21 protein-coding genes are annotated in these 24,852 nt (G+C 64.4%); 11 read left to right on the forward strand and 10 right to left on the reverse strand.

Features of this window, described 5'->3' with window-relative positions; all coding sequences use genetic code 11:
• Positions 1 to 18 precede the first annotated feature (18 nt).
• Both ACW4E8_RS20755 and ACW4E8_RS20760 read left to right on the forward strand, forming a co-directional pair.
• The gene (locus ACW4E8_RS20755; RefSeq protein WP_456806249.1) at positions 19 to 1,263 is read left to right on the forward strand and encodes a complex I 51 kDa subunit family protein; all 1,245 of its coding nucleotides are present in this window, start codon (positions 19 to 21) and stop codon (positions 1,261 to 1,263) included.
• A 147-nt stretch (positions 1,264 to 1,410) separates the two neighbouring features.
• Positions 1,411 to 1,812, forward strand: a complete 402-nt coding sequence (locus ACW4E8_RS20760; protein WP_456806250.1) for a hypothetical protein — start codon at positions 1,411 to 1,413, stop codon at positions 1,810 to 1,812.
• 38 nt (positions 1,813 to 1,850) lie between these two features.
• On the opposite strand, the gene cax is transcribed toward ACW4E8_RS20760, so the two are convergent.
• Together cax and ACW4E8_RS20770 are read right to left on the reverse strand one after the other, a co-directional pair.
• Entirely contained in the window at positions 1,851 to 2,921 is a 1,071-nt protein-coding gene (gene cax / locus ACW4E8_RS20765; RefSeq protein WP_456806251.1) for a calcium/proton exchanger, read from the reverse strand.
• Positions 2,922 to 3,047: 126 nt separating this feature from the next.
• The gene (locus tag ACW4E8_RS20770; RefSeq protein ID WP_456806252.1) at positions 3,048 to 3,452 is read right to left on the reverse strand and encodes a VOC family protein; all 405 of its coding nucleotides are present in this window, start codon (positions 3,450 to 3,452) and stop codon (positions 3,048 to 3,050) included.
• Between the two features lie 88 nt (positions 3,453 to 3,540).
• On the opposite strand from ACW4E8_RS20770, the gene ACW4E8_RS20775 reads away from it, so the two are divergent.
• Positions 3,541 to 4,119 (forward strand): NnrU family protein, encoded by a 579-nt coding sequence (locus ACW4E8_RS20775; RefSeq protein WP_456806253.1) that lies wholly within the window; start codon positions 3,541 to 3,543, stop codon positions 4,117 to 4,119.
• Between the two features lie 42 nt (positions 4,120 to 4,161).
• Here the strand turns inward: ACW4E8_RS20775 and fdhE are convergent, their stop codons facing one another.
• The 4 genes from fdhE to fdnG are packed head-to-tail and all read right to left on the reverse strand — an operon-like array spanning position 4,162 to position 9,686.
• A complete protein-coding gene (gene fdhE, locus ACW4E8_RS20780; RefSeq protein WP_456806254.1) occupies positions 4,162 to 5,025 on the reverse strand; it encodes a formate dehydrogenase accessory protein FdhE in 864 nt (287 codons plus the stop codon).
• Positions 5,022 to 5,696 carry a formate dehydrogenase subunit gamma gene (locus tag ACW4E8_RS20785; protein WP_456806255.1) on the reverse strand — a complete coding sequence of 225 codons (675 nt, stop codon included), beginning with the start codon at positions 5,694 to 5,696 and terminating at the stop codon, positions 5,022 to 5,024. Before ACW4E8_RS20785 ends, fdhE begins: the two co-directional genes overlap by 4 nt.
• Positions 5,697 to 5,709: 13 nt before the next feature.
• A complete protein-coding gene (gene fdxH / locus ACW4E8_RS20790; RefSeq protein WP_456806256.1) occupies positions 5,710 to 6,600 on the reverse strand; it encodes a formate dehydrogenase subunit beta in 891 nt (296 codons plus the stop codon).
• Positions 6,597 to 9,686 carry a formate dehydrogenase-N subunit alpha gene (gene fdnG, locus ACW4E8_RS20795; RefSeq protein WP_456806257.1) on the reverse strand — a complete coding sequence of 1,030 codons (3,090 nt, stop codon included), beginning with the start codon at positions 9,684 to 9,686 and terminating at the stop codon, positions 6,597 to 6,599. Before fdnG ends, fdxH begins: the two co-directional genes overlap by 4 nt.
• A gap of 616 nt (positions 9,687 to 10,302) precedes the next feature.
• Between fdnG and ACW4E8_RS20800 the strand changes: the two genes are divergently transcribed.
• The gene (locus ACW4E8_RS20800) at positions 10,303 to 10,626 is read left to right on the forward strand and encodes a hypothetical protein (protein WP_456806258.1); all 324 of its coding nucleotides are present in this window, start codon (positions 10,303 to 10,305) and stop codon (positions 10,624 to 10,626) included.
• Positions 10,627 to 10,781: 155 nt separating this feature from the next.
• Here the strand turns inward: ACW4E8_RS20800 and ACW4E8_RS20805 are convergent, their stop codons facing one another.
• The 3 genes from ACW4E8_RS20805 to purB all read right to left on the reverse strand — a co-directional run bounded on the left by ACW4E8_RS20805 (position 10,782) and on the right by purB (position 14,907).
• Positions 10,782 to 12,365 (reverse strand): MFS transporter, encoded by a 1,584-nt coding sequence (locus tag ACW4E8_RS20805; RefSeq protein ID WP_456806310.1) that lies wholly within the window; start codon positions 12,363 to 12,365, stop codon positions 10,782 to 10,784.
• Positions 12,366 to 12,517: 152 nt separating this feature from the next.
• Entirely contained in the window at positions 12,518 to 13,507 is a 990-nt protein-coding gene (locus ACW4E8_RS20810; protein ID WP_456806259.1) for a tripartite tricarboxylate transporter substrate binding protein, read from the reverse strand.
• Positions 13,508 to 13,542: 35 nt separating this feature from the next.
• Positions 13,543 to 14,907 (reverse strand): adenylosuccinate lyase, encoded by a 1,365-nt coding sequence (purB, locus tag ACW4E8_RS20815; protein WP_456806260.1) that lies wholly within the window; start codon positions 14,905 to 14,907, stop codon positions 13,543 to 13,545.
• A gap of 106 nt (positions 14,908 to 15,013) precedes the next feature.
• Between purB and ACW4E8_RS20820 the strand changes: the two genes are divergently transcribed.
• Positions 15,014 to 15,919, forward strand: coding sequence for a LysR substrate-binding domain-containing protein (locus ACW4E8_RS20820; protein WP_456806261.1), 906 nt, complete (start codon positions 15,014 to 15,016; stop codon positions 15,917 to 15,919).
• A 106-nt stretch (positions 15,920 to 16,025) separates the two neighbouring features.
• Here the strand turns inward: ACW4E8_RS20820 and ACW4E8_RS20825 are convergent, their stop codons facing one another.
• On the reverse strand, positions 16,026 to 16,934 hold the full coding sequence (locus ACW4E8_RS20825) for a LysR family transcriptional regulator (RefSeq protein ID WP_456806262.1): 909 nt from the start codon (positions 16,932 to 16,934) through the stop codon (positions 16,026 to 16,028).
• Between the two features lie 127 nt (positions 16,935 to 17,061).
• Here ACW4E8_RS20825 and ACW4E8_RS20830 point away from each other — a divergent pair, with 127 nt between their 5' ends.
• The 6 genes from ACW4E8_RS20830 to ACW4E8_RS20855 all read left to right on the forward strand — a co-directional run bounded on the left by ACW4E8_RS20830 (position 17,062) and on the right by ACW4E8_RS20855 (position 24,255).
• Positions 17,062 to 18,066, forward strand: coding sequence for a Bug family tripartite tricarboxylate transporter substrate binding protein (locus ACW4E8_RS20830; protein ID WP_456806263.1), 1,005 nt, complete (start codon positions 17,062 to 17,064; stop codon positions 18,064 to 18,066).
• Positions 18,059 to 20,149, forward strand: coding sequence for an acetate--CoA ligase family protein (locus ACW4E8_RS20835; RefSeq protein ID WP_456806264.1), 2,091 nt, complete (start codon positions 18,059 to 18,061; stop codon positions 20,147 to 20,149). Before ACW4E8_RS20830 ends, ACW4E8_RS20835 begins: the two co-directional genes overlap by 8 nt.
• Positions 20,150 to 20,151: 2 nt before the next feature.
• Positions 20,152 to 20,922, forward strand: coding sequence for an enoyl-CoA hydratase/isomerase family protein (locus ACW4E8_RS20840; protein WP_456806265.1), 771 nt, complete (start codon positions 20,152 to 20,154; stop codon positions 20,920 to 20,922).
• A complete protein-coding gene (locus ACW4E8_RS20845; protein ID WP_456806266.1) occupies positions 20,919 to 22,334 on the forward strand; it encodes an aldehyde dehydrogenase family protein in 1,416 nt (471 codons plus the stop codon). Before ACW4E8_RS20840 ends, ACW4E8_RS20845 begins: the two co-directional genes overlap by 4 nt.
• Positions 22,335 to 22,359: 25 nt before the next feature.
• Positions 22,360 to 23,178, forward strand: a complete 819-nt coding sequence (locus tag ACW4E8_RS20850) for an enoyl-CoA hydratase (protein ID WP_456806267.1) — start codon at positions 22,360 to 22,362, stop codon at positions 23,176 to 23,178.
• A gap of 378 nt (positions 23,179 to 23,556) precedes the next feature.
• Entirely contained in the window at positions 23,557 to 24,255 is a 699-nt protein-coding gene (locus ACW4E8_RS20855) for a hydrolase (RefSeq protein WP_013953087.1), read from the forward strand.
• Positions 24,256 to 24,852: the final 597 nt, after the last annotated feature.

Raw genomic sequence — 24,852 nt, forward strand, 5'->3', positions numbered from 1 at the left:
CGGGGCACGGAGCGCGCGATGGAACAGCTCAATCAGGTTCTGCTCAACGAGGACATCCGGGTCGGCGCCGACCTGGATGCCTGGCTGGCACGCGGCGGCGGAGAGGGGCTGGCCCGGGCGCTGCGCGAGCCGGCCGCGGTCATTGCCGAGATCGAGCAGGCGGACCTGCGCGGGATGGGTGGCGCCGGCTTCGCGACGCATCGCAAATGGGCACCGGTGGCTGCCGCGGCGGCTGGCGACAAGTACATCATCTGCAATGGCAACGAAGACGAGCCGGGGACGTTCAAGGACCGCTTCCTGCTTGAGCACACGCCGCACCAGGTGATCGAGGGCGCGCTGATCGCCGCGGCCGCCACCCGCGCCAACCATGTGGTGCTGTACGTCAATCCCCATCAGCCGCTGTCGCTGGCGAGGACGCGCGAGGCGGTGCAGCAATGGCAGGCACACCCGCAGTTCGCCGAGCTGGCCGGGCTGGTCGGCGGACCGGTGTCGCTTCGCGTCCTGCCCAGCTCTGGCTTGTATATCGGCGGCGAGGAGACCGCGGTCATCGCGAGCGTCGAGGGCGGGTTCCCGTTTCCGCGCCGCAAGCCGCCATTTCCCGCCGAACACGGCGTGCATGGCGCACCGACCGTCGTCAACAACACCGAGACGCTGGCTCACGTACCGGGCATCTTGCGCAACGGTGCCCAGTGGTATCGCGGCCTGGGCATCGGCCATGCCGCGGGAACCAAGCTGTATTCGCTCTCGGGCGATGTCTTGCGGCCTGGCCTGTATGAGCTGCCGATGGGCACGAGCCTTGAGACCCTGGTGTTCCGGCATGGCGGCGGGATGCTCCAGGGCAAGGAGTTCAAGGCGGTCTTCACGGGTGGTCCCTCCAATACGCTGCTGACCAAGCGCGATCTCGATGTGGCGCTTGACTTCGACTCCGTGCGGCAACGGCGTTCGCGGCTGGGAACCGGTGCGATGATCGTAGTGTCGGAAGGGACCAGCATCGTCCGCAAGGTGGCAGAGTACGTCAGCTTCTTCGCCCAGGGCTCGTGCGGCCAGTGCCCGCCGTGCAAGGGCGGGACCTTCCAGCTGATGCGCCTGCTCAACCGGATCGATACGGGCCGCGGCGTGCGCGCGGACCTGGAATCATTGGAAAACCTGTGCCGCATCCTTCCCGGCAGCGGGCGCTGCGGCCTGATCGACGGCGCCGTGACGGTGGTGGACAGTTCCCTCCATCAGTTCCGGGAAGAATACGAGGCGCTCCTGATGGCATAGGGCCAGCATCGAACGTCCGGTTTGCGAGGCGTCGCGCCATGCGAGCGCGCTGCCGCGCGCAGCGATGTCTTATCGTCTTGTGGGTTCGCCGAACGGCGGCCAGGCGGTTTTCCAATGGATGCGATGGGCGAGATCACGGAGCCAACCATGCACTACATTGCACCTTATTCGTTGTGCTTGTCGATGGCTTTAGTCGGGGCATGCGGCAACCGCGAGCAGCCGCCAGCCCCGGCAAGCGGTAAAACACCCGTCGCCGCTGGCAGTGAAGCGGTTGCCATACCGCCGCCCCAGCGAGCCGATGATATGCCGCAGCAGGCTGGACCTGGCCGCTATCAGATTGTGAGTCAACCCCAGGTCCGCGCAGGCCCCTTCTTGCTCGACACGCAGACGGGTCGCATCTGGCAGTTGAGGGAATTCCCCGGACTGGAAGGCGCGCCGAGCGCGTGGCGCGAGATGACGATCATCGATGACAGGGGCGCAATGGGGATCACGACGGCACAGTTCCAGAAACTCTATCCGCCGCGGCATGCTGCGCCGCAGCGGCGGTAGCGGGCGTGCCCTGATGCCAAAGTCGCCGACGGCAGTCTTTAGCGCGGCAGGAAGAAGAAGGTGAGGGCGAGGGCAAAATAGACGACCAGGAGCTGCGTGCCCTTGAACCAGTCGGCGTGCCCGTCGCTCGCCATTTGCGCCGTGACCAGCACGGACAGGACCACCATCAGGACCAGGGCGGGACGAAAGGCCAGGTCCATCGGGGCCGGGCCGAGAAAATGGCTCGTCAGTACCAGCACTGGCGCGACAAACAGTGCCACCTGGACGCTCGAGCCGACCGCAATGGAAAACGACAGGTCCATGCGATTTCTCATGGCTGCGGTAATGGCCGATGCATGCTCGGCCGCATTTCCGAGGATCGCCACCACAAAGGCACCGACGAATATGTCGCTGAGGGCGTAGTCGCGCATCATGGGGCCGAGCGCACCCACCATGATCTCGCTCATCCACGCCGTCCCTACGGTGGCTGCTGCCAGTATCGCTATCGCCCGCGCTGCGGATGAGGAGGGCTGGTCCTCCACGCCTTCCGGAGCAACCGGCTCCGCTTCGTATGCACTGCGGAACAGCGCGGGGTGAGTGACCAGCGAGAACACCAGGTACAGCGCATAGACGACCAGAAGCGCGATGGAAATCCAGGCGCTGAGCCGGTACAGCACGGCTGTCGTGCCCTCTACCGCTTCAAAGCTGGCAGGCAGGATCAGCGCGATCGCCGACAGTATGAGCATGGTCGCCTGGGAACGCGCGCCGCGCGGGTTGAAGCTTTGCTCGGGATAGCGAATGCCGCCTGCGAGCATCGCGGCGCCAAACACCAGCAGCATATTCCCGACAATGGAACCGACGATGGAGGCTTCCACCACCTGATGGAGGCCGGCACGCAAGGCGACAAGTGCGATGATAAGTTCAGCCGCATTGCCGAATGTCGCATTGAGCAGGCCCCCGACCGCCTCGCCCATGCGCTCCGCGAGTTGCTCGGTGGCATGGCTCATCCGCCCGGCAAGCGGCAGGATGGCCAGGGAGGAAGCGATAAAGATCAGGAGGTGGTGATCGGAAGCAAGGAATTCCAGGGCGACTGCGATCGGCACAAAGATCAGAAGCAAATTCATCCACATGGACTGCCTCCTGCTTCCGGTGATGACAGCTCGTCCTCGAACGGTCCTTTTATCTCCTACCGGGGTTGCAGGCAAGAGACAAAACAGCTTTGTACAGCCGCGGGTAGTTCGATCAGGCCGATGGACTCACCTGATCGGTTGCCCGATGGCAAGGAGGTTGCCCTCGCTGTCTCTGAACCAGGCACCTTTCTCGCCTATGCCACCCTTGGAGGGGTAGTTCCCCTGGACCTCGGCGATCCTATTGATGGTCTTGAGGCCGGGAAGATCGTATTCTTCGAACACGACTCCCAGCTGCCGCAGCTCGCTAACGGTTGCCTGGATGTCATCGACCTCCCAGGCCATTTGTGTGTGACTGCCAGAAGCCGAGCCAGCCGACTCGAAAAGTACGAAGTAGCTGTTGCCGCACTTGTAGCGCAGGCCGCCGGGCCGTTCCTCGACTGGCTCAAGACCGAGCTTGCTCGAGTAGAAGGATCTCGCTCGTGCGAGGTCTTGCGCAGGAATCCTGGCCGCGACGTCACTGTTCTGAAGCATGGGAAACCCTCCTGAATATGGCTGGACCGCTGCAACGCAATGTGTCTAGCATAGGCGCGCGGCGGGCGCTAAAGAAAGGGGTAGCAGCATGACGGTACTGGCTTTGGGATTGCTCATTTTTCTGGGTGCGCACTCGGTACGCATGGTTGCTGATCCATGGCGCACCGCGCAGATTGCCAGGCTCGGCCCCGGTCGCTGGAAAGGCTTGTACACCCTGGTTTCGATTGCCGGCCTGGCGCTGGTTGTCTGGGGCTACGGCCTGGCCAGCGCGCATCCGGTGGTAGTCTGGACGCCGCCGGTGTGGGGGCGGTACGTTGCCGCATTTCTCACGATCCCGGCCTTTGTGCTGATTGCGGCGGCATATGTGCCTCGCAACCGCATTAAGGCTGCGCTTGGTCATCCGATGCTGGCAGGCGTGCAGGCCTGGGCCCTGGGGCACCTGCTTGCCAACGGAACACTCGCCGCAGTGGTGCTGTTTGGCGCGTTCCTGGCGTGGGCGGTGGCGGACTTCGTGTCAGCGCGCCGGCGGGACCGGGAAGCAGGAACCAGCTACCCGACCGGGACACCTGCGCGCGATGCGATGGTGGCGGTGGTCGGGCTGGCAGGCTGGGTGCTGTTCGGATTCGCGCTTCATGAATGGATGACCGGCGTCCGGGCGTTCGGGTAAGCGAAAAATCTGGCGGTTAGCCTGGATATGTCGGGCAGCGCCTCATCCCGGCAGCGCGAAGGGATTGAACCCGGTGCGCTGATAGCCCTCCGCCGTCACTGCATCGTCCAGGGCCAGGGTGGCAAGGTCATCGGCCACGGCCTCGGCCTGCGGGTCCCGTTCCAGTGAGATGACCTTCAGGTAACCGTGGCACACGCCGCAGCTTTCGGCGCGCACCGTGGCTTCGGGGGTGTCGAAGCTGAGGTAGTCAAGCTCCGAGGCGGCGCTGCAGTTGGTGCATTTCGCCCGCACCATGTGCCACTGGCTCTCGCAGAGCGCGCAATGCAGATAGCGCATGCCCTGGCGGTCGCCGATCAGGATCAGGCTTGCCACGGGGGCAGTGCCGCAGACCGGGCAGGACGCGTGCTCGGCCGGGCCGCTGTCGGGCACGGGCGCCGCCCGCGCGGCGCTGGCACATTGCAGCGAGAGCGCAGCCCAGAGGAAGGGCGCGATTGCCGCCGGCACCGCATCAAAACGACCCTCGGTCAGCGCCTGGGCGGCGCCAAGGCGCGCATCCGCAGGGAGGGCGCGCAGCGCCGCAAGATGCGGGGCGACCGGAGCCGGAACATCGTGCGCGAGCTGCTCAATCAACCGATCAAGCAGGGCGCCCCAATGCCCCTCCTGCGGGATGGCCCTGGCGTCTGCCGGGCCGGACCCACCGGCCTCGGGCACAAGCGACGCCTGTATCTCGGCCACGCGGGCGGCCAGACGCAGGTAATCGGCAAGATCGTGGCCGTCGGCCAGCGCGCGCAGGCGCGCAGCGCGGCGGCTGTAAAGACCGGCAAGGTCTGGCTGGATCAGCGGCGTGAAATGGCGGGAGGCCTCGTCCGACGGCAGTGTTGTCGGCGTTGTCTGATGCTGGTTCATGCTTCGTGCCCCTTCGCTTCCGCCGCTTTCGGCTGATTCGCCTCCTTTGCCTTCAACTCGCCATACCAGCGGTCATGGTGCTGCCTGGCCCAGGCGCGCGAGACGTAGCCCGTCACCATGCCCGTGATCGAGCCGCGGACCCAGATTGCCAGATAGATGTGGCCCACGATCAGCAGGATCAGGCCGATCCCCGCGACGGAATGGGCCAGGATCGCCAGACGGAGCACGGGAATCGGGAAATACTCGGCGAAATAGGCGCGCCACATGATCAACCCGGAGATCAGCAGGGCCAGGATCGAAGCCATGATGAGCCAGAACAGCACCTTCTGGCCGGCGTTGTATTTGCCGATCTGCAGCGGTTCGCCGCCATGCTGGTTCAGTAGCACTTCCCTGGCGCGGCGGAACCAGATCGCGTCGGTGCGCGCGGGCATGTTGTAGCCCACGAAGCGCCAGAACATGTAGCAAAGCCCCGCGAAAACCGCGATGCCCAGGAACGGGTGCAGCAGCCGCGCCATCTGCGGCGTGCCAAGGAAGCCGCTCAGCCAGCTCACCGTCGGGAAGAACCACGAGATTCCCGAAACCGCCGCGAGGAAGAAGCAGAGCACGATCGCCCAGTGACACAGCCGCTCGGCGAATTTGGTGCGCAGGATCATGTCGTTGTTGGTCGCCATTTCCGGTCTCCGCTTATGCCGCGCCGTCAGTCGGGGCGTCGTGATCGTCGGTTTCGGTGGTGTTGGGGCCGACCGCCATGAAATGCGCCGCCATGCCCACGACCGCCGCCGCGCCGACGAAGCCGGCGACGGGTTTCAGGCCATCCTTCCAGCCCGAGACCACCGAGCTGATCCCCGGGTCCTTCGGCAAGCCCGCGTAACGCTTCGGGTCGTCGGCATGTTGCAGCACATACATCACGTGGGTACCGCCGACCCCCGCCGGGTCATACAGGCCGGCCTTGGCATAGCCGCGCTCGTTCAACTCGGCCACGCGCTCGGCGGCAAGGGATTGCATCTCTGCCTTCGAGCCGAAGGCGATGGCGCCGGTCGGGCAGGTCTTGACGCAGGCCGGCTCCTGCCCGACCGAGACGCGGTCCGAGCACAGCGTGCACTTGTAGGCCTTGTTGTCCATCTTGGAAATACGCGGCACGTCGAAGGGGCAGCCCGCGACGCAATAGCCGCAGCCGATGCACAGGTCGGACTGGAAGTCGACGATGCCGTTGGCATATTGCACGATGGCGCCCGGCGCCGGGCAGGCTTTCAGGCAGCCGGGATCCTCGCAATGCATGCAGCCGTCCTTGCGGATCAGCCATTCCAGCTTGCCCGCCTGGTCCTCATGCTCGGTGAAGCGCATCAGGGTCCAGGTGTTGGGCGACAGGTCGCGCGGATTGTCGTAGACGCCGACATTCTCCTGCACGTCGCCGCGCAGGTCGTTCCATTCATTGCAGGCGACCTGGCACGCCTTGCAGCCGATGCAGATCGACACGTCGATCAGCTTGGCCACTTCCATCTGATGGTCGCGGATGCGAGGGGCGGGTGTCAGCTCCGACGAGGCTGAGCGACGGATAATGTTCTGCGAGTTCATGCCTGTGCTCCCGCGATTTTTTCAATGTTCACGAGGAATGCCTTGAATTCCGGCGTTTGCGAATTGGCGTCGCCGACACCGGGCGCAAGCGTGTTGGCGAGATAGCCCTTGCGAGTCGCCCCCTCGAAGCCCCAATGGCAGGGAATGCCGATCTGATCGACCGCCTGCCCGGCCACCTGGAGCGTGCGCATGCGCTTGGTCACCACGGCCTTGGCAGTGATATGGCCGCGCTTGGTCGTGATCTTCACCGTGTCGCCATGGGCGATGCCCTTGTCCGCGGCCAGCTTCTCGCCAATCTCGACGAATTGCTCGGGCTGGAGCATGGCGTTCAGGTGCGAGTGCTTGGTCCAGTGGCGGAACAGTTCCGTGATGGAATAGGTCGTGGCGACATAGGGGAACTCGGTGCGGTTGCCCATCCGCTGCGCATCGTTCTGGAAGATGCGGGCGGTCGGGTTGTGGGTGACCTTGTCGTGCATCGGGTTTTTCGCGATCGGGCTCTCGACCGGCTCGTAATGCTCGGGGAAGGGGCCGTCGATCATGCCGCCGACGGAGAACAGGCGGCCCACGCCTTCGGGCAGCATGATGAAGGGGCCGACGGGCGTGCCGGGCGCCGCAGTGAGCGGAAAGTCGGGCACGTCCGCGCCCACCCATTTCTCGCCGTTCCAACGCAGGATCTGGCGCTTGGGGTCCCAGGGGTTCCCCATTTCGTCCATCGAGGCGCGGTTGTAGAGGATGCGGCGGTTCGCAGGCCAGGACCAGGCCCAGCCCGGCGTGTTCCCCAGGCCGGTGTCGGTGTTGTCGCGCCTGGCCATCTGGTTGCCCGCCTCGGTCCAGGAACCGGCGAAGATCCAGCAGTAGCTCGAGGTCGTGCCGTCATCGCGCAGCTGTGCGAACGAATCCAGCAGCTGGCCCTTGCGCAGGATCTTCTTCCCGGTCTCGTCGAACACGTCTGCCAACGCGTAGCCGTTGGCCTCCTTGGCCATTTCCTCGGGATGGGGGCTGTGGGGATCGTGATAGGTCGCCTCGTCCCAGGTCATGTGCAGCACCTGTTCCGGGCAGGCGCCGCCTTCCTTCTCGTAAAGCCGCCGCAGCTCCATCATGATGCCGCCGAGGATGGCCGGATCATGCCGCGCCTCGCCCGGCGGCTGCTGGCCCGCGTAGTGCCATTGCAGCCAACGGCCGGAGTTCACGACCGTCCCGTCTTCCTCGGCAAAGCAGCTCGACGGCAGCCGGAAGACTTCGGTCATGATCTCTTCGGACTTGACGTCGTTGAACTTGCCTTCGTTGCGCCAGAAGTTGGAGGTCTCGGTCACCAGCGGGTCGATGACCACGAGGAACTTCAGTTTCGACAGCGCGGCCGAGGTCTTGTTCTTGTCTGGCATCGCCGCCAGCGGGTTGAACCCCTGGACGACATAGCCGTTGACCTTGCCCTCGTACATCAGGTCGAAATACGCCAGCATGTCGTAGCTGCGGTCCCATTTCGGCAGCAGGTCAAAGGCCCAGTTGTTTTCCGCAGTGGCATTCTTGCCGAACAGGTTCTTCTGCAATGAGACGAAGAACTTGGGCAGGTTCTTCCAGTAGTTCACCTGATCGGGCAGCACGGCTTTGGGCGTGGCATCGGCCAGGTATTGCTTGAGCGTCTGCTGCCTGTCGGTGGGCAGGTCCATGTAGCCCGGCAGCCGCACCGACAGCAGGCCAAGGTCGGTATAGCCCTGGATGTTGGAATGTCCGCGCAGCGCATTCACGCCGCCGCCGGACATGCCGACATTGCCCAGCAGCAGCTGGATCATCGCGGCGCCGCGGATGATCTGCGCGCCGCCGGTGTGGTGCGTCCAGCCGAGCGCGTAAAGCCAGGTCAGCGTCTTGTCCTTGGCCGAGCACGAGCCGACGATCTCGGCGATCTGCAGGAAGTCGGCCTTCCGGACGCCGGTGATCTCCTCGACCTTCTCGGGCGTGTAGCGTGACACGTGCTGCTTCAGCAGGCTCAGCACGCAGCGCGGATGGCGCATCGAGGGATCGCGCTTCGCATTTCCCGCCCCGTCGAGTTCATAGTTCCAGGAGGATTTGTCGTAGACGAGCTTCTGCGGATCGAAGCCCGAGAACAGCCCTTCGTCGAAGCCGAAATCCTCGCGTACGATCAGCGACGCGTTGGTGTAGGCGCGCACATAGTCGTGCTGGATCTTGTCGTGCTGCAGAAGCCAGTTGACCATGCCCATCAGGAAGGCCGTGTCCGACCCCGCCCGGATCGGCGAGAAGATATCGGCAACCGAGGCGGTGCGGTTGAAGCGCGGATCGATGACGATGACCTTGGCCTTGTTCCTGATCTTGGCCTCGATCACCCATTTGAAGCCGACCGGATGGGCCTCGGCCGGGTTGCCGCCCATGACGATGACGACATTGGCGTTCTTGATGTCGACCCAGTGGTTCGTCATCGCGCCGCGGCCGAAGGATGGTCCCAGTGCCGAAACCGTTGGCCCATGGCACAGGCGCGCCTGGCAGTCCAGCGCCAGCATGCCGAGCGAGCGGGCAAACTTGAAGTCGAGAACCCCGGTTTCGTTGGACGCCGCCGATGAGGCGAGCATGCCCGAACTCAGCCAGCGGTTCACCAGCTGGCCCTTCTCGTTGCGCGCGATGAAGTTCTTGTCGCGGTCGTCTTTCAGCAGGCGGGCGATGCGCCTGGTCGCATCGTCCCAACTGATGCGCACCCACTCCTTCGACCCTGGCGCGCGGTATTCCGGATACTGCAACCGGTTTTTTGAATGGACGATGTCCAGCAGCCCCGCGCCCTTGGGGCAGAGCGAACCACGGCTGACCGGGTGATCGGGATCCCCCTCGATGTGGAAGATGCGGGGCTTCGCATTCCTGGCGCCGTCACCCAGCGAATACATCAGGAGGCCGCACCCGACCGAGCAATAGGTGCAGTTGTTGCGCGTCTCTTTCGCACGCAGCAGCTTGTAGGGGCGCACGCCGGCAGGCGCCTGCGCCCAGGCTGTACCCAGGCCCAGGGCCGAGGCCGAGACGGCAACAGATCCAAAGCCAAGTATCTTGAGGAACTGTCGACGTCCGATATTGGTGGTGTAAGTCATCGTGGTCTCATCGTCATTTCTTCTTCCGCCCATCCCTGCTGCCAGGGGTGGGGGCGATCGCATTCGAGACCCGCAGCTTCATTCGGGCGCACGTATCCCCGGGGCGCCCGGATCGCGATCGATCACGCAGATGCCCCGTCCGGCACGTCCCTGAGGCGCATGCGCAAGAGGATGACCAACCACAAATGACGTCGCGTCGCCAGTCACGACGCGACGTCATCCCGTGGCGGATTTCCGCGCGCACGGCTCCACGAGCGGAGAAATGCCGCTCAGGTTCGAATGCAAATTAATTTGGATAAGCGATGAGAATGAGCCCGAAACGCCCTGCGGATTGCCCTGCAGATGCGCGGCCCCACCGGGGCACGACGTCGGGACGGGTATCGCTCGCTGAGGAGCGTAGCACGACCGGCCCATTACTCCAAATAGGGGAAAATCCGGTTCGGCGCGGGCGGGTTATGCCCTCAGGGGTGCGTCACGCTTGACTTCCATGCCGGGCGTTTCTACCAATGACATTGAACAGAACGGAAATTGGCCTGTGCCGCTGGCATTCCTTCATGCGGCGTGGGCTTGAAGGATCTTTGCACTCCATGGGCTGGCAGAGACCAGATGAGTGATGATGCAAGAGCAGATTTTTCGCGCCCTGCTGTACCGCTACTTCTTCTTCGGCTGGCTGTTCCGGGACGCCAGCAAGGGCAACCGCGTTGAACGAGCCCTCGCCTGGCATTTCAACAAGGCGCACGCGCATTGGCTGCTAACGTACATGCGGCGCTGGCTCTGGTGCGGTATCTGCTTCTATGGGCTGGGTAGCGTGGTGGAACTGGTGCTGTCCGCGCCTGCGCTGTCCGCGCTCTTCTACGTGCCCGGCGCGCTCTGCGTGCCGGTCAATGTTGTCATCGTGGTGCTCTGGATCGGCCTGAAGACGCTGCCCGGGCCGCTGTAAGCGGCGACCGGCTGCTCCTGCGCCTGGACTGGCATCCGGCTGCGACGCCAGGAATGGCGCCAGCGGCACGACCTCCCCCGGTTTCTTGACCCATCTGCCTTCGCCGCGGGGAGGGCGCCGACAGGCAACGGACGCGTCCGGCGACACGAGGCATATCACCTGCGGGGTTGGATGGTCGCTACCGCGAGACCCGCTCCGGCGAACGCGCACACGGCGGACACCAGCGCAACGGCGCGCAGCGCGTCGGTGATAGCTTCGGCTTCCACCAGCGCCACGGGTGTCAGAGTCGGCAAATGGGCGTCGCCCCCTGCCGCCCCGGCTTGCGCGCCCGGCTCCAGCAACTGCCCGGTCCGGCGTGCGTCCCTGGGAACGTCCAGTTCATCGAGCCGCGCCGACAGCGCCGCTTGGTGCGACCACACGAACACGATGCCGAGCACCGCAATCGCCAGCAGGCTCGCCACACGTGCAACCGCATTGTTGATGCCGGATGCAACGCCTGCGTGGTCAGCCGGCACCGAGTCCATCACAATCGTCGTGAGTGGCGCGACGGTGATCGTCATGCCAAGCCCAAGCACGGTGAGCGCAGGGAAGAATCCGGCCCAATAGCTGCCGCGCACGAACGGCAACGCCAGCATCACGAATCCGATTCCCGCGATACCCGGGCCAGCGCTCAACAGGATCCGCGAACCGAAGCGGCTCGTCAGGCCGCCGGTGAAGCGCGACAACAAGCCGATGATGACCGGCACCGGCAGCAGCGCCGCGCCCGCTTCTGTTGCGGTGTAGGCATGTGCGCGGATCAGCGTGAACGGCAGGAAGAACAGTGCGCCGCTCAGGCCGAAGTAGAGCAGCAGTGTGACGAGGTTGGCGCCGGTGAAATCGCGCGAGCGGAACACGTCGAGCGGCATCATGGGGTGACGGCTGTTCGCTTCGATCCTCACGAATGCGACCAGCACGAGCGCGCCGGCGCCGATCGCGCACAGTACAAGCGGATCCGCGAAACCGCGCGCAGACGCCTCGGTCAGACCATAGGTGAGGGCAGCGAGCCCCGCTGCGACGCTAAGCGCGCCGGGCCAGTCCAACCGTTGAGGCGCATCGAGCTTGTGGCTGTTCGGCACCGACAAAATCGCGAGCGCGATCGTCACCGCTGCAAGCGGGACGTTGAGGAAGAATATCGCGCGCCACGACAACACGTCGACGAGCCAGCCGCCCGCCACCGGCGCCGCCGCGGACGTGATCGCCCCGACGGCCGCCCAGGTGCCGATTGCCCGTCCGCGCGCTTCGCCTTCGTACACGGCGCCGATGATCGCGAGACTACTGGGTACGAAGAGTGCTGCACCAATGCCCTGAACTGCGCGCGCGGCGATCAGCGAATTCGCGTCCGGAGCGAACCCGCAAGCGGCCGACGCCAGTGTGAAGACCCCGATGCCCGCAATGAACACCGTGCGGCGGCCGAGCTTGTCGCCCATCGATCCGCCCACCAGCACGAGGGACCCGAGAAAGAGCAGGTAGGCGTTAACGATCCACTGCATTGCCGCGACGCTCGCGCCGAGTTCGCTCTGAATGGCGGGTAGCGCGACATTGACGACGGAGCCGTCGATGAACGCCATGCTTGAGCCGAGGATCGTCGCGGCGAGTGCCAGACGCTTGCGCCGGCACGGGCGGTCGACCGCGGTGGGCTGCGTGCGGATGACGAGTTCGTCGCACGGGCTTGCTTGTGCAGCGACGACGTGCGCGGTCATTTGGTCGCGATCGAGAAGATCCGGGTTGGCCAAGCTCGCTCCCGTAGTAACCTGGCGCGACAACCCCTTGTAGGGCAGACGCTGGCCTTGCGGGGGGGGCAGCGTCTGAATAGTGGTCCGGACGGTTCGAAAATGCCCTGCGCGTCCGCAAATCAGTCGATGGTTGCGCCCGACTGCTTCACCACAGCCCCCCACTTGGCGCTCTCCGTCTTGATATAGGCGCCCAGTTCTTCCGGTGTAGAACCGACCGGCACGATGCCGTCGGTCAGAAAGCGCTGGCGCAGATCCGAACTCTTGATCAGCGCGGCGATTTCGCTGCTCAGGCGCGCAACGATCGGCTTCGGAGTGCCGCGCGGCGCCAATAGCGCGTACCACACATTGGAGTCGTAGCCGGGCACGCCGGCTTCGGCGAGGGTGGGAACGTCAGGCATCGACACCGCTCGATTTGCGGTCGATACGGCCAGTACTCGCAGCTTGCCTGCCTTGATCTGCTGGGCCGCGAGCCCGTAGCTGGCAAACATGGCGCTCACCTGGCCGGCCAGCAGCGCTGGCATAGCCGGCCCGGCGCCCTTGAAGGGAACGTGCACAAGGTCGATGCCGGCCTTCGATTTCAGCAATTCCATTGACAGGTGCGGACCGCTGCCGTTGCCCGACGATCCATACGTGTACTTGCCCGGATTGGCCTTGGCCAGCTTGATGAATTCGGCCAGATTACGCGCCGGCACCGACGGATGGACCACCAGGAAGTACGGCGCCGAAGCCAGCAAGGATACTGGCTCGAAATCGTTGACGGGGTCATAGGGAAGTTTGCGGTACAAGCTCTGGTTGACGGCGAGTTGCGCAGTCAGCGCGAGTACCAGTGTATAGCCATCGTTGGGTGCCTTCGCCACCATGTCCATACCGATATTGCCGTTGGCGCCGCCGTGGTTATCCATGATGAAACGCTGTCCGGTACGCTGTGAAAGATACTGAGCCAGCGGCCGTCCGACGATATCCCCGCCGCCGCCAACGGCATATGGCACGATCACGCGAACGGGCTTGTTTGGATAGGAGTCGGCTTGCGCGCCATGCGCTGCCGCAGCGGCTGCATATAGCAGCGTCATTGCGACAAGTCTTCCCAGTTGTTTGGCGGCTTGGAACATTGCATGGTCTCCGTTTATGTATGATTTTGATGCGGTCAGTTGAGCCAGCCGCTTGCCCGGATTCTTTCGAGGACCGCTTCGACGATTGCTGGCGCCAGCCCAACATAAGTGGACGGGTCCAGGAGCTGCCTGAGTGATGAGGGATCCAGTGCGTCGCGGACCGCGGCGTCGAGCAACAGGGCTTGCTCGAAGGTGATGCCAGCCTCCATCCCTTGCATGGCGGCGGCGTAGACCAGCTCATGCGCGCTTTGCTTGCCGACTTTCTCAGCGAGTGCGAACATCACGCGCTCCGACATCAGGAAGCCACCGAGCAGGTCCAGGTTGGCCCGCATCCTGTCAGTGTTTACCGTCAGGCCGGACAGCGCCTGATGCATCATTTCCAGCATGGCCGCCGTCATCATGCAGGCCTCGGGAACCGCTTTCCACTCCATCCGCACAGCGGCTACATCGCGCTCGTGCTCGACCATCTGTGCATCGTGCATCATCGCCACGCTGTAGCGGATGGCGCGACTCAGGGTGACGACCGTCTCCACAACTGCGGGGTTCCGCTTATGGGGCATGGTGGATGAGCCCACCTTGCCTTCGTTGAAAGGCTCAGCCACTTCGCCAACCTCGTCGGACTCCAGGTTCATGATCTCATTGGCGATCTTGCCCAGCGTCGCGCCAAGCAGTCCCAGCACCCCCACATACTCGCCAAGCCGGTCCCTCGCAGGCTGCCAGCTTATCTCTGCCACATTCAATCCCAGGCGCGCCATGACCCGCTTTTCCAGCTCGATGGCGTGCGGGCCGAAAGACGCCTTAGTGCCAACCGCCCCAACCATCTGGCCGACAAAGGTGCGCGTCTCCAGCGCGACCAGTCGTTCATTGTGGCGGCCAAGTTCCGCCAACCATATCGCGCATTTATGGCCAAAGGTGATGGGCAAAGCCTGTACCGAATGTGTGCGGCCGGTCATCGGGGTATGCTTGTGCGTGTCGGCAAGCCGGTACAGCACCCGCGCCACCGCAGCCAGGTCTCGCGTCAGGAGGTGGTGCGCTTCCCGGACCTGCAACATCATGCCTGTGTCGTATACGTCCTGAGACGTCGGGCCGAAATGCACGAACTCCCCCGCTTCGATGCCGCACTGGCGCTGCAGGGCGCGCACCGCCGGCACCAGCGGGTGTTTGACGCGGCGAACCTCCATGGCAAGTTGGTCCAAGTCGAAGTTTGCGACCCGCGCCCACGCGGCAATTTCCCGTGCCGCGGCCCTTGGGATGATCTCCAGCTCTCCCTGTTCCAGCGCCAGCGCCGCCTCGAAATCCAACCACTTCTGCACCCGGTTCTCTTCTGAGAACACGGCGCGCATCTCGTCCGTGCTCCACATATGCTGCTGAAGGGCCTGGTCGAAAACACTGCTTGTCATTGCTGATGCCTTCTATCGTGGAAAGGGGATAGCAGTCATTCTGGGTCGATCAAACCATTCTGTAAAATGACATGTTTGGAGACATTCATTACCAAAATGGAATGATATGACGCTACAACAACTTCGCTGCATCCAGGCCGTGATCGACAGCAATCTGAGCGTTTCGGGCGCGGCGGAAGCACTGCACACCACGCAGCCTGCGGTCAGTAAGCTGATCCGTGCGCTCGAGAACGAGATCTGTATAGAGTTGTTCGTGCGTCGCGGAAACCGGCTGGTGGGCCTCACCGATGCAGGGCAGGAAGCGGCAGCGCTTGCCAGGCGCGTCTTGAACGACACGCGCGCGTTGTCAAACCTCGCGCGTACGACCCAGACGATGAACCGTGGAACGCTGCGTATCGGCACTACGCACATCCATGCCCGGTATGCGCTGCTCGACGTTATCAAGAGGTTCCGATGTGCCTTTCAGGAGGTCGATCTGGAACTGGCGCAGGGCACACCCACGGAAATCCTGCGATGGGTCAGCGAAGGCGCCGTAGACCTTGGCATCTCCACACTGCCGGAAAGCACGCCCGAGGGCATTGTCACGCTCGATGCCTATCCGATCCGCCGCTGCCTGATCGTTCCCCGCGGTCATCCTCTGCTGCGGCTGAAGAAGGTCACGCTCGAGGACATCGCGCAATACCCGCTGGTGGCTTATGACGAGCGCTTCAATTCAGGCTGGAAGGTGCTGCGCGAGTTCGAGCGCCATGGGCTCTCCCCACGTGTAGTGGTCAGGGCCACCGATGCCAATGTCATCAAGGCCTATGTTGCTGCCGGCCTGGGCGTTGCCGTACTCCAGCAGATGGCGCTGGAGCCAGACAGGGACACTGACTTGGCGACGATCGAGACCGACGGCATATTTCCACAATCGATGGCGGTCATCAGCCTACGTGCTGATCAGTTCGTACGGGGCTATATGCAAGCCCTGATCGACATGCTTTCGCCGAGCGGTGCGGCCCGAACCGGGGGTTAAGCCTAGCAGATGCTCTCGCGGCAACGCCGGCGAATTGATGCGTTCATCATCCTTTCAGACGATCGCCGTAAGTATTGGCGTTTTGAGCGCTGTGTCCGTGTTCCAACTAGGCACTCGTGCTCCTTGCGACTTCAGGCACCAACTCATGAAGTCGAGAAAGAACGAGTCGTGCCGCCCGGGACAACGGATGATGTCGCGTGACGCCCATGGCAATGATCCGTGGCAAGCGCGGCTCGACAATCTCGACGGCGGACAAGTGCCCGGTGGCAACTTCGTGATCCACCGCGAGGATTGGAAGTATTGTCAAAGCGCCACCCGAAAGCGCAACCTCCTTCATCGTATTCAGCGATTCGACTTCCAGCGCCACATCCAGCGAGATGCCGAGCTGACGCGCGTGCTGGTCGAGAATCGATCGCAGCCCGTTGGGGGCCGGTGGCAGGACAAGCGGAAGGCCATCGAGCTTGCGGAACGGCACCGTCGGCGCCCCGGCGAGCGGATGCCCGGGCGCGCAGATCAGGTAAGTGGCGACCTCAGCAAGCACGTCTTCTCCCTGGCGGGGCCCGGGACCATAGCGGTTGATGACCGCCAGGTCCAGATGGCCCGATTCCAGTTCCTCGTCGAGTTGTCCGCTGAAGCCTTCGGCCACGCGCAGCCGGACACCGGGCGCCGAGGCGCGCAGATTCTCGAACAGCGCCGGTATCAGGCGCGGCGCCATTGACGGCAGCACGCCGATCCTCACCTGTCCGAACGGGACGCCCGCCGCGTCCTTGACCTCATCGCGCAGCCGTGCCGACTGGGCCAGCAGCAACTGGACATGCGGGAAGATCCGCTGGCCGAATTCCGACAGCACCACGCCTCGGCCGGTTCGTTCGAACAGCCGGTCGCCCCATTCCGCCTCGATCTGCGCAATCGCACGGCTCACCAGTGACTGGGCAATCCCCTGCGAGCGTGCCGCACGTGACAGCGATCCCACTTCGGCCACCAGCGCCACGGTTTCGAGCTGTTTCAGGTTCACACTGGTACTCCATCCAAAAAGTCGATATCAGATATCGATGATTCTACTCTTTTGAGTTGGCTCAGGACTCCATACACTGAAGACATCCCTCCCTGCAGAGAGGGCTTAAGCAACATTTGGAGACAACATGCCGTGTTTTTCCGCTGTGCTTCGCGCATTCCGGCGACCGTTATGCGCCTTGCTGGTCGCTGCCACCCCGGCCGCTTTCAGTGCCGCCGCTGCCGCCTCGACCGGCTATCCCGCCAAACCGATCCGCCTGGTCGTGCCGTTTCCGGCCGGCGGACCCACTGACGCGATGGCGCGACTGATCGGCCAGCACCTGTCGCAACAGCTTGGACAGCCTGTGTTGGTCGACAACCGCGGCGGCGCCGGCGGCACCATCGCCACCGAGGCCGCCGCGCAGGCGGCACCCGACGGCTATACGCTCTTCTTTTCCACCACCGGTACCATGGCCATCAACCCGTGGCTCTACCGCTCGCTGAAGGTGGACCCCCTCAAGTCGTTCGATGCCGTGGGCTCGGTGGCGTCCACGGTCAACGTGCTGGTGGTGTCGAGCAACCTGCCGGTCGGCAACGTCAGGGAACTGGTGGCGCTGGCAAAGCAGAAACCGGGCACGATGACTTTCGGCTCGGCCGGCAACGGCAGCTCCAACCATCTGTCTGGTGAACTGTTCAAGTCGATGGCGGGCATCGACATCGTCCATGTGCCGTACAAGGGCTCGGCGGCAGCGTTCACCGACCTGCTTGGCGGACGCATCTCGATGATGTTCGACACGGTATCGAGCCAGGTGCAGTACATCAGCGCAGGCAAGGTCAAGGCGCTCGGCGTGACCGGCGCGACGCGTTCGGACGCGCTGCCCAAGGTGCCGACGATTGCCGAGGCCGGCCTGCCGGGCTTCGACGTGACGATCTGGTTCGGCCTGTCGGCGCCAAAGGGCACCACGCCAGACGTGATCCGCCGCCTGAACAGCGAACTGCAGACCGTACTCGCGCAGGCCGATGTGCAGAGCCAGCTCGCCGCGCTGGGCGCCCGGCCGCTGCCGGGCACGCCGGCCGACTTCTCCAGACTGATCCAGCATGACGCGGGCAAGTGGTCGCCGGTGGTCAAGGCATCGGGAGCGACCCTTGACTGAGACCGCTGCAACCTTCGACGCCCTGTTCTCGCCGGCCACGGTGGCCGTGATCGGCGCCTCGGACAACCCGAACAAGGTGGGTGGACGGCCGATCCACTACATGCGCACCTTCGGCTATATGGGAGAGGTGTTTCCCGTCAACCCCGGGCGCGAGGTCATCCAGGGCTATCGTGCGTACCCCGATCTTGATGCGATCGGCAAGGCGCCGGACGCCGTCGTGATTGCCGTGTCCGGCGATGCCACGCTCGAGCAGGTGCGCCAGTGCGGCGTCGCAGGCGTCAAGGCTGCCGTCATCATGGCGTCGGGTTTTGCCGAAACGGGCGAGGCGGGACGCCAACGGCAGCAGGAACTGGTCGCGGTGGCCAATGCGAACGGCATGCGGCTGGTGGGCCCGAACGCGCAAGGCACGGCCAACTTCGCCAGCGGCGCGGTGCTCAATTTCTCGACCATGTTCATGGAGGTCGCGCCCCAGGACGGCCCGCTCGCAATCATCAGCCAGAGCGGCGCGGCGAGCGTCATGCCCTATGCGTTGCTGCGCCAGGCCGGCTACGGTGTGCGCTACCTGGTGGCGACGGGCAACGACGCCGATCTCGACGCCTGCGCGATGACCGCGGCCGTGGCGGCGGACCCCGAGGTGCGGCTGATCCTGGTCTACCTCGAATCGGTGTCCGACCCTGCGCAGCTTGCCCGCGCGGCGGAGGTGGCCCGAGCGCGTGGCGCGAGCATCGTGGCGATCAAGGCCGGCAACAGCCAGCGCGGTGCAAAGGCGGCAGCCTCGCATACCGGTGCGCTGGTCGGCAACGACGCCGCGATCGATGCCTTCCTGGCCCGTCACGGCATCTGGCGTGCGCGCGACATCGGCGAACTGGTCCGTGCGGTGCCGTTGTACTTGCAGCAGCGCCCCCCGGGGCAGGGCCGCACGGTCGTGATGAGCCATAGCGGCGCGGTGGGCGTCATGGCGGCCGACCTGGCCGAACGGCACGACCTCCCGCTGACCGAACTCCAGCCGGCAACGCTGCGCGAACTGGGCGCGATCCTGCCCGCGTTCGGCACGGCCAGCAATCCGCTCGACATGACGGCGGCGCTGCTGGGCAAGGGCGACATGTTCCCGCGCGTGCTCCAGGCGCTGGGCGCCGATCCGCAGGCCGACATGGTGATGGTCGGCATTCCGGTGGCCGGTCCCGGCTATGACGTCGAGGCATTGGCGCGCGACGCCGCCGCCTTCAGCGCGCACCAAGCCAAGCCGCTGGTGGCCAGCGCGCCGCAACAATCGGTCCGCGAGGTCTTCGTGCGACACGGCGTGCCGGCCTTCGTCACCGAGGCCGATGCCATTGCAGCGCTGGCGCAATACGCCGCGCACCATCGGCTGGCCGCAACCGCGACCACGCCGGCCTGGCCTGACGCACAGCAGCTCAACGGCAGCGGCTTGCAGGACGAAGCCCATAGCCTGGCCTTGCTCGCCGACGCCGGCGTACCGATCGTGGCGCACCGGCTCTGTGACAGCGTGGATGCGGCGGTGGCGGCGTTTGACGCGCTCGGCAGGGTGCCGGTGGTGGTCAAGGGCTGTGCGGCGGATGTCCCGCACAAGAGCGAGCACGGCCTCGTGCAGCTTCGAATGACCGATGCCTCAAGCGTGGCCCGGGCGGCGCAGGACTGCCTCGACACGCTGCAGCGGCTGGGCGTGGCATCGCCACGGGTAATCGTGGCGACGATGGTCAAGGGCCGTCATGAGTTTGCGCTGGGGGTCTCGGTCGATCCTGTGTTCGGGCCGCTGGTGATGATCGGGGAGGGCGGCACACTGCTCGAACTACGCAAGGACGTCGTGACCTTGCTGGCGCCGTTCACGGCCGAAGACGTCAAGGCGGCCTGCGCAAGGCTGCGCCTGGCGCCGCTGTTCGATGGCTATCGCGACATCCCGGCGCTCGATCTCGACGCGCTGGCAGCGTCCGCAGTGGCGCTCGGCGACTGGGCATTGTGTCACCGTACTGCGCTGGCATCGGTGGATATCAACCCGCTGATGATGATGGCTGCCGGCGAAGGGGTCATGGCTGTCGATGCCGTGGTGGAACTCAAGGGGAATTGAACATGGAAGCTGTACGCGTCGAACGGGATAACGACATTGCCATCGTCACGCTGAACCGCCCGACCAGAATGAACGCGGTCAACGACGCCTTGCGCGGCGAGTTGATCGAAGCCCTGGGCCGGCTCAACGCCGAAGCTTCGGTGCGCGCCGTCGTGCTGGCCGGTGCCGGCGAGCGGGCGTTTTGTGCCGGACAGGATCTTGAGGAGGCGGCCACGGTTACCTGGCGGCAGCTCGTGCCCTGGCTGAACCGGCAACGGGCGATGTACCAGGCCGTCCGCGACCTGGACAAGCCCTGCGTGGCCGCCGTGCGGGGTGTGGCGGCAGGCGCGGGTTTCCAGCTCGCGCTGTGTGCGGACTGGCGGCTGGCCACAGCAGACAGCCGCTGGGGGCAGCCGGAGGTCAAGGCAGGCCTGGCGAGCATCGTCGGATCCTATCTGATGACGCTCCACGTGGGGCACACCCATAACGTGCAGATGTCGCTCTCGGGCGATCTGGTTAGTGGCCAGCGCGCCTTCGATATCGGTCTGGTGACGGCACTCTGCGGCGAGACCGAACTGATGGCGCAGGCGCTCACGCAGGCCAGATCGCTCGCGGCGCTGCCGCTGACCGCCGTGCGCCTGTCCAAGCAGCGCTTTCGCGCCATGACGCAGCCGGGATTCGATGACGCCTGTGTCGCCGGAATCCGGGCGCAACTCGAATGCTATGCCGACGGCGAACCGCAGCGCGTGATGGCTGCGTTCCTCGACAAACGCAACACAAGGGAGTCGCAGTGAAGCAATTGACCCAACATTTCATAGACGGCGCACGTCGCCCGATTCGAGCCGGGGAGTCAATTCGCGTCTACGATTCGGCGACCGAAGTCCCGTTGGCCGATGTCTGTCTCGGCACCGCAGACGATGTGGCCGAAGCCGTGGCGGCGGCCGTGCGGGCGCAGCCTGGCTGGCAGGGGCTGGGCGCAGCCGGACGGGCGCCGTATCTGCACGCGCTGGCCGACGCGCTGGAAGGCTGCGCCGCGGAGCTGGCCAATGAGATCTCGCGCGAAGTCGGCATGCCGCTGAAGCTGTCGCGCCGCATCCAGGTCGATGCACCGATCGCGGCGTGGCGCGCCACGGCGGCACTGGCCGACACGTTCGCCTTCGTCCGCATGATCGGCAATTCCCGCGTGACGCTGGAGCCAGTCGGGGTGGTGGCCGCCATTACGCCGTGGAACTACCCGTTGCACCAGATAACGGCCAAGCTGGCGCCGGCGCTGCTGGCCGGCTGCACGGTGGTCCTAAAGCCGTCAGAGCTGGCCCCGGCCGTGACCGAACGGCTCATGGCCGCGTGCGAGCAGGCGAAGCTGCCGCCAGGCGTCCTCAATCTTGTGTTGGGTGGCGCGGCGGTCGGCGAGGCGCTGGTATCGCATCCAGACATCCAGATGGTGTCGTTCACCGGCTCCACGGCGGTCGGTCGCAAGGTCGCCGCGCAGGCGGCCGGCGACATGAAGCGTGTGTCAATGGAACTGGGTGGCAAGTCGGCGGCAGTCGTGCTGCCGGGCGCGGATCTCGCCAGGGCGGTCAAGGCGACGGTCAGCTCAAGTTTCCTCAATTCGGGGCAGACCTGCAGCGCCACCACCCGGCTGATCGTCGCGCGTGAGGACTATCCGCAGTGCCGGCAACTGCTGGCGGAGGCCGCGGCAGCAATGAAACTCGGCGATCCCGCCGATGGGGAGACGCGGATCGGCCCCTTGCTGTCGGCGCTGCAGCGTCAGCGCGTGCAGGCGCATATCGCGCAAGCGGAGCAGGCTGGTTTCGACCGGATCGCCGGCGGTGCCGATGCACCCGTGCCAGCGACCGGCTACTTCGTCGCGCCGACTATCTACGGCAACGTCGCACCCGACAGCCGGCTTGCGCATGATGAGGTCTTCGGGCCGGTGCTGGCGGTGCTGTGCTACGACAGCGTCGACGAGGCGATCGCCCTGGCCAACGGCACGCGCTACGGGCTGGCCGCCACGGTCTGGGCTGCCGATGACAGCGCCGGTGAAGCGGTCGCCAACGCGCTGCGGGCAGGGCAGGTGGACGTCAACGGCGCCCGGTTCAACCCGGCGGCACCGTTTGGCGGCTTTGGCATGTCCGGCGTCGGGCGCGAAGGCGGCGTCTACGGGCTGGAGGAGTTCCTGGAGCCGAGATCCGTTCAGCTCCCTTAGTCACGACATCGAAAGGAATCGCAATATGTACAGTCAGGTTACCGTTGCTCGCGCCGGGAAGAGCGAGCGGATCGCCGTGGTCACCATGAACCGGCCGGACAAGCTCAATGCGCTGACCAAGGTCATGGAGACCGAACTGCGCGATGCCATGGAGGCCGTCGATCGCGACGAGAACGTGCGCGTGGTGGTGCTGACCGGGGCAGGCAAGGGCTTCTGCGCCGGCATGGACATCAACGAGCTCGAAGTGCTGCCACCGGGCGATATCCGCGCCGCCCAGTGGATGCGCCCGTTCGACATGAACCGGCGCGCCGACTACCAGACGCGCTATGGCTACTTTCCGGCCATGCGCAAGCCCGTGATCGCGGCAATCAATGGTGCGGCAGCGGGGCTGGGGCTGGTGTACGCGCTGTACAGCGACATGCGCTTCGCCAGTGCCAACGCCGCATTCAGTACCGCGTTCGCGCGTCGGGGCTTGATTGCCGAGCACGGTATCTCCTGGCTGCTGCCGCGCGTGGTCGGCCCCGGTCATGCGGCCGACCTGCTGTACTCGGCGCGCAAGGTGCTGGCTGACGAGGCGCTGCGGATCGGCCTGGTCGACCGTGTGGTCGATGCGGACGCCCTCATGGCGACCACGCTCGATTATGCCGACGACCTGGCCGAGAACGTTTCGCCCCGATCTATCCGCGTGATGAAGCGGCAACTGTGGGAGCAGCCGTTCCAGTCATTGGCCGAGGCCACGCGCGTCGCCAATGCCGAGATGTTCGAAAGCATCCAGAGCGAGGACTTTACGGAGGGGGTTGCGCATTTCCTCGAGCGCAGACCTGCCCAATTTTCCGGCCGGTGACCGGCAATCGGTGCCATGCCCGGAGTAATACAAGGGGTGCTTTTGAAAGCGCTCTCCGCTTTCGCGATGCACGAAAGTAGGACAATTTCTGACCCCGGTATTTTTTTCAATCGGCTAAAACCGATACATGCCCACTCCAACGAAGGTGTGCACATGTCGATCAGTACTGTCCATCCCTCACCGCACCTCCGGAGTGTCCGTTTGGTGAATCTCGAAAATTCAAAATATTTGAATAACATGTCAGCGAATCGATCACTTTAAGCAAAGCTATCGCCGCTATAGTTCAGCACATGGACGACGCAACAACGCAACAGAGCGAAAGCAGCGCCGCCAGACAGACGCTCAAAATCATTGAATCAAAATATACCGGAGAACATTATGTCGAACGCCAAACTGGAAGTCCTGACCCCGCACAACAGCCAGATTATCTTCATCGACCATCAGCCCCAGATGGCCTTTGGCGTGCAGTCGATGGACCGCCAGACCATGAAGAACAACGTGGTCGGCCTGGCCAAGGCGGCCAAGATCTTCGACATCCCGACCACCATTACCACGGTCGAGTCTGACTCGTTCTCGGGCTATACCTACCCCGAACTGCTCGACGTGTTCCCGGGTAAGCAGACGCTCGAACGCACCTCGATGAACTCGTGGGACGACCAGAAGGTGCGCGACGCGCTGGCCGCCAACGGCCGCAAGAAGGTGATCGTCGCCGGCCTGTGGACCGAGGTCTGCAACACCACGTTCGCGCTCTGCGCGATGCTCGAAGGCAACTACGAGATCTACATGGTGGCCGACGCCTCGGGCGGCACCACCAAGGAAGCGCACGACTACGCGATGCAGCGCATGGTGCAGGCCGGCGTGGTGCCGGTGACCTGGCAGCAGGTGCTGCTTGAATGGCAGCGCGACTGGAAGAACCGCGACACGTACGACGCGGTAATGAAGGTGGCCAAGGAACACTCGGGTGCCTACGGCATGGGCGTGGACTACGCCTACACCATGGTCCACAAGGCCGAGCAGCGCACCGCCACGAAGCACGAGTCGCTGGCTCCGGTCCATGCACAGGTGATCGAGCGGTAATTCTGCATTCGCGGGCTGGACGTTCCATAGGACGTCCAGTCATTTCAGAAACCGGGCCAACTGCCTACTTCAATCCCGACTGACGATGAAGAGCGTAAAGAAATTTGCCAGCAAGTGGGAACTCGCTGCATTTGCGTATGCGAGCGGATTCTTGAGGCATGCCCATACGTCATCCTCTCTCGGCATCCTCGCCGGCTCGCTGGCGGTGGGCGGATTGGTGGCAGACCGCGGCTTGAAGCAAGATCGCGGTCTCAAATGAACAGGAGAACTCCCATGTCCAAACTACCGTTGCTCGAACCCGCGGATTGTGACTTGATCCTCGTTGATGAACAGGCGGGCCTTGCGTTCGCCGCGGGTTCTCAAGACCCCCAGATTCGCGGATAGACCAGACCACGCCGGAATTTGCGACTTCGCGATAGAAGGCGTGGGCTTGAGGTGCGGCAGTACTCATGGTGGACTCAAATCTGGTGATGGCACTCGTCCCCGGTGCAATTACGCCAATGTAGCCGATCTCTCCGACGAGTCCTTCCTTGCCGGCCTCGATTTTCCCGATCGTGCGCCGATTGACCGCTTCTGGCCGGCAACCGCCGGTCGTCA

It is taken from the genome of Cupriavidus sp. CP313 (genome assembly GCF_054072015.1).

Excerpts from the sequence above, each read along its gene's own strand:
- ACW4E8_RS20755 (WP_456806249.1), top strand. The coding sequence starts at position 19 with ATGGAACAGCTCAATCAGGTTCTGCTCAACGAGGACATCCGGGTCGGC.
- ACW4E8_RS20760 (WP_456806250.1), top strand. The coding sequence starts at position 1,411 with ATGCACTACATTGCACCTTATTCGTTGTGCTTGTCGATGGCTTTAGTC.
- cax (WP_456806251.1), bottom strand. The coding sequence starts at position 2,921 with ATGTGGATGAATTTGCTTCTGATCTTTGTGCCGATCGCAGTCGCCCTG.
- ACW4E8_RS20770 (WP_456806252.1), bottom strand. The coding sequence starts at position 3,452 with ATGCTTCAGAACAGTGACGTCGCGGCCAGGATTCCTGCGCAAGACCTC.
- ACW4E8_RS20775 (WP_456806253.1), top strand. The coding sequence starts at position 3,541 with ATGACGGTACTGGCTTTGGGATTGCTCATTTTTCTGGGTGCGCACTCG.
- fdhE (WP_456806254.1), bottom strand. The coding sequence starts at position 5,025 with ATGAACCAGCATCAGACAACGCCGACAACACTGCCGTCGGACGAGGCC.
- ACW4E8_RS20785 (WP_456806255.1), bottom strand. The coding sequence starts at position 5,696 with ATGGCGACCAACAACGACATGATCCTGCGCACCAAATTCGCCGAGCGG.
- fdxH (WP_456806256.1), bottom strand. The coding sequence starts at position 6,600 with ATGAACTCGCAGAACATTATCCGTCGCTCAGCCTCGTCGGAGCTGACA.
- fdnG (WP_456806257.1), bottom strand. The coding sequence starts at position 9,686 with ATGACTTACACCACCAATATCGGACGTCGACAGTTCCTCAAGATACTT.
- ACW4E8_RS20800 (WP_456806258.1), top strand. The coding sequence starts at position 10,303 with ATGCAAGAGCAGATTTTTCGCGCCCTGCTGTACCGCTACTTCTTCTTC.
- ACW4E8_RS20805 (WP_456806310.1), bottom strand. The coding sequence starts at position 12,365 with ATGACCGCGCACGTCGTCGCTGCACAAGCAAGCCCGTGCGACGAACTC.
- ACW4E8_RS20810 (WP_456806259.1), bottom strand. The coding sequence starts at position 13,507 with ATGTTCCAAGCCGCCAAACAACTGGGAAGACTTGTCGCAATGACGCTG.
- purB (WP_456806260.1), bottom strand. The coding sequence starts at position 14,907 with ATGACAAGCAGTGTTTTCGACCAGGCCCTTCAGCAGCATATGTGGAGC.
- ACW4E8_RS20820 (WP_456806261.1), top strand. The coding sequence starts at position 15,014 with ATGACGCTACAACAACTTCGCTGCATCCAGGCCGTGATCGACAGCAAT.
- ACW4E8_RS20830 (WP_456806263.1), top strand. The coding sequence starts at position 17,062 with ATGCCGTGTTTTTCCGCTGTGCTTCGCGCATTCCGGCGACCGTTATGC.
- ACW4E8_RS20840 (WP_456806265.1), top strand. The coding sequence starts at position 20,152 with ATGGAAGCTGTACGCGTCGAACGGGATAACGACATTGCCATCGTCACG.
- ACW4E8_RS20850 (WP_456806267.1), top strand. The coding sequence starts at position 22,360 with ATGTACAGTCAGGTTACCGTTGCTCGCGCCGGGAAGAGCGAGCGGATC.
- ACW4E8_RS20855 (WP_013953087.1), top strand. The coding sequence starts at position 23,557 with ATGTCGAACGCCAAACTGGAAGTCCTGACCCCGCACAACAGCCAGATT.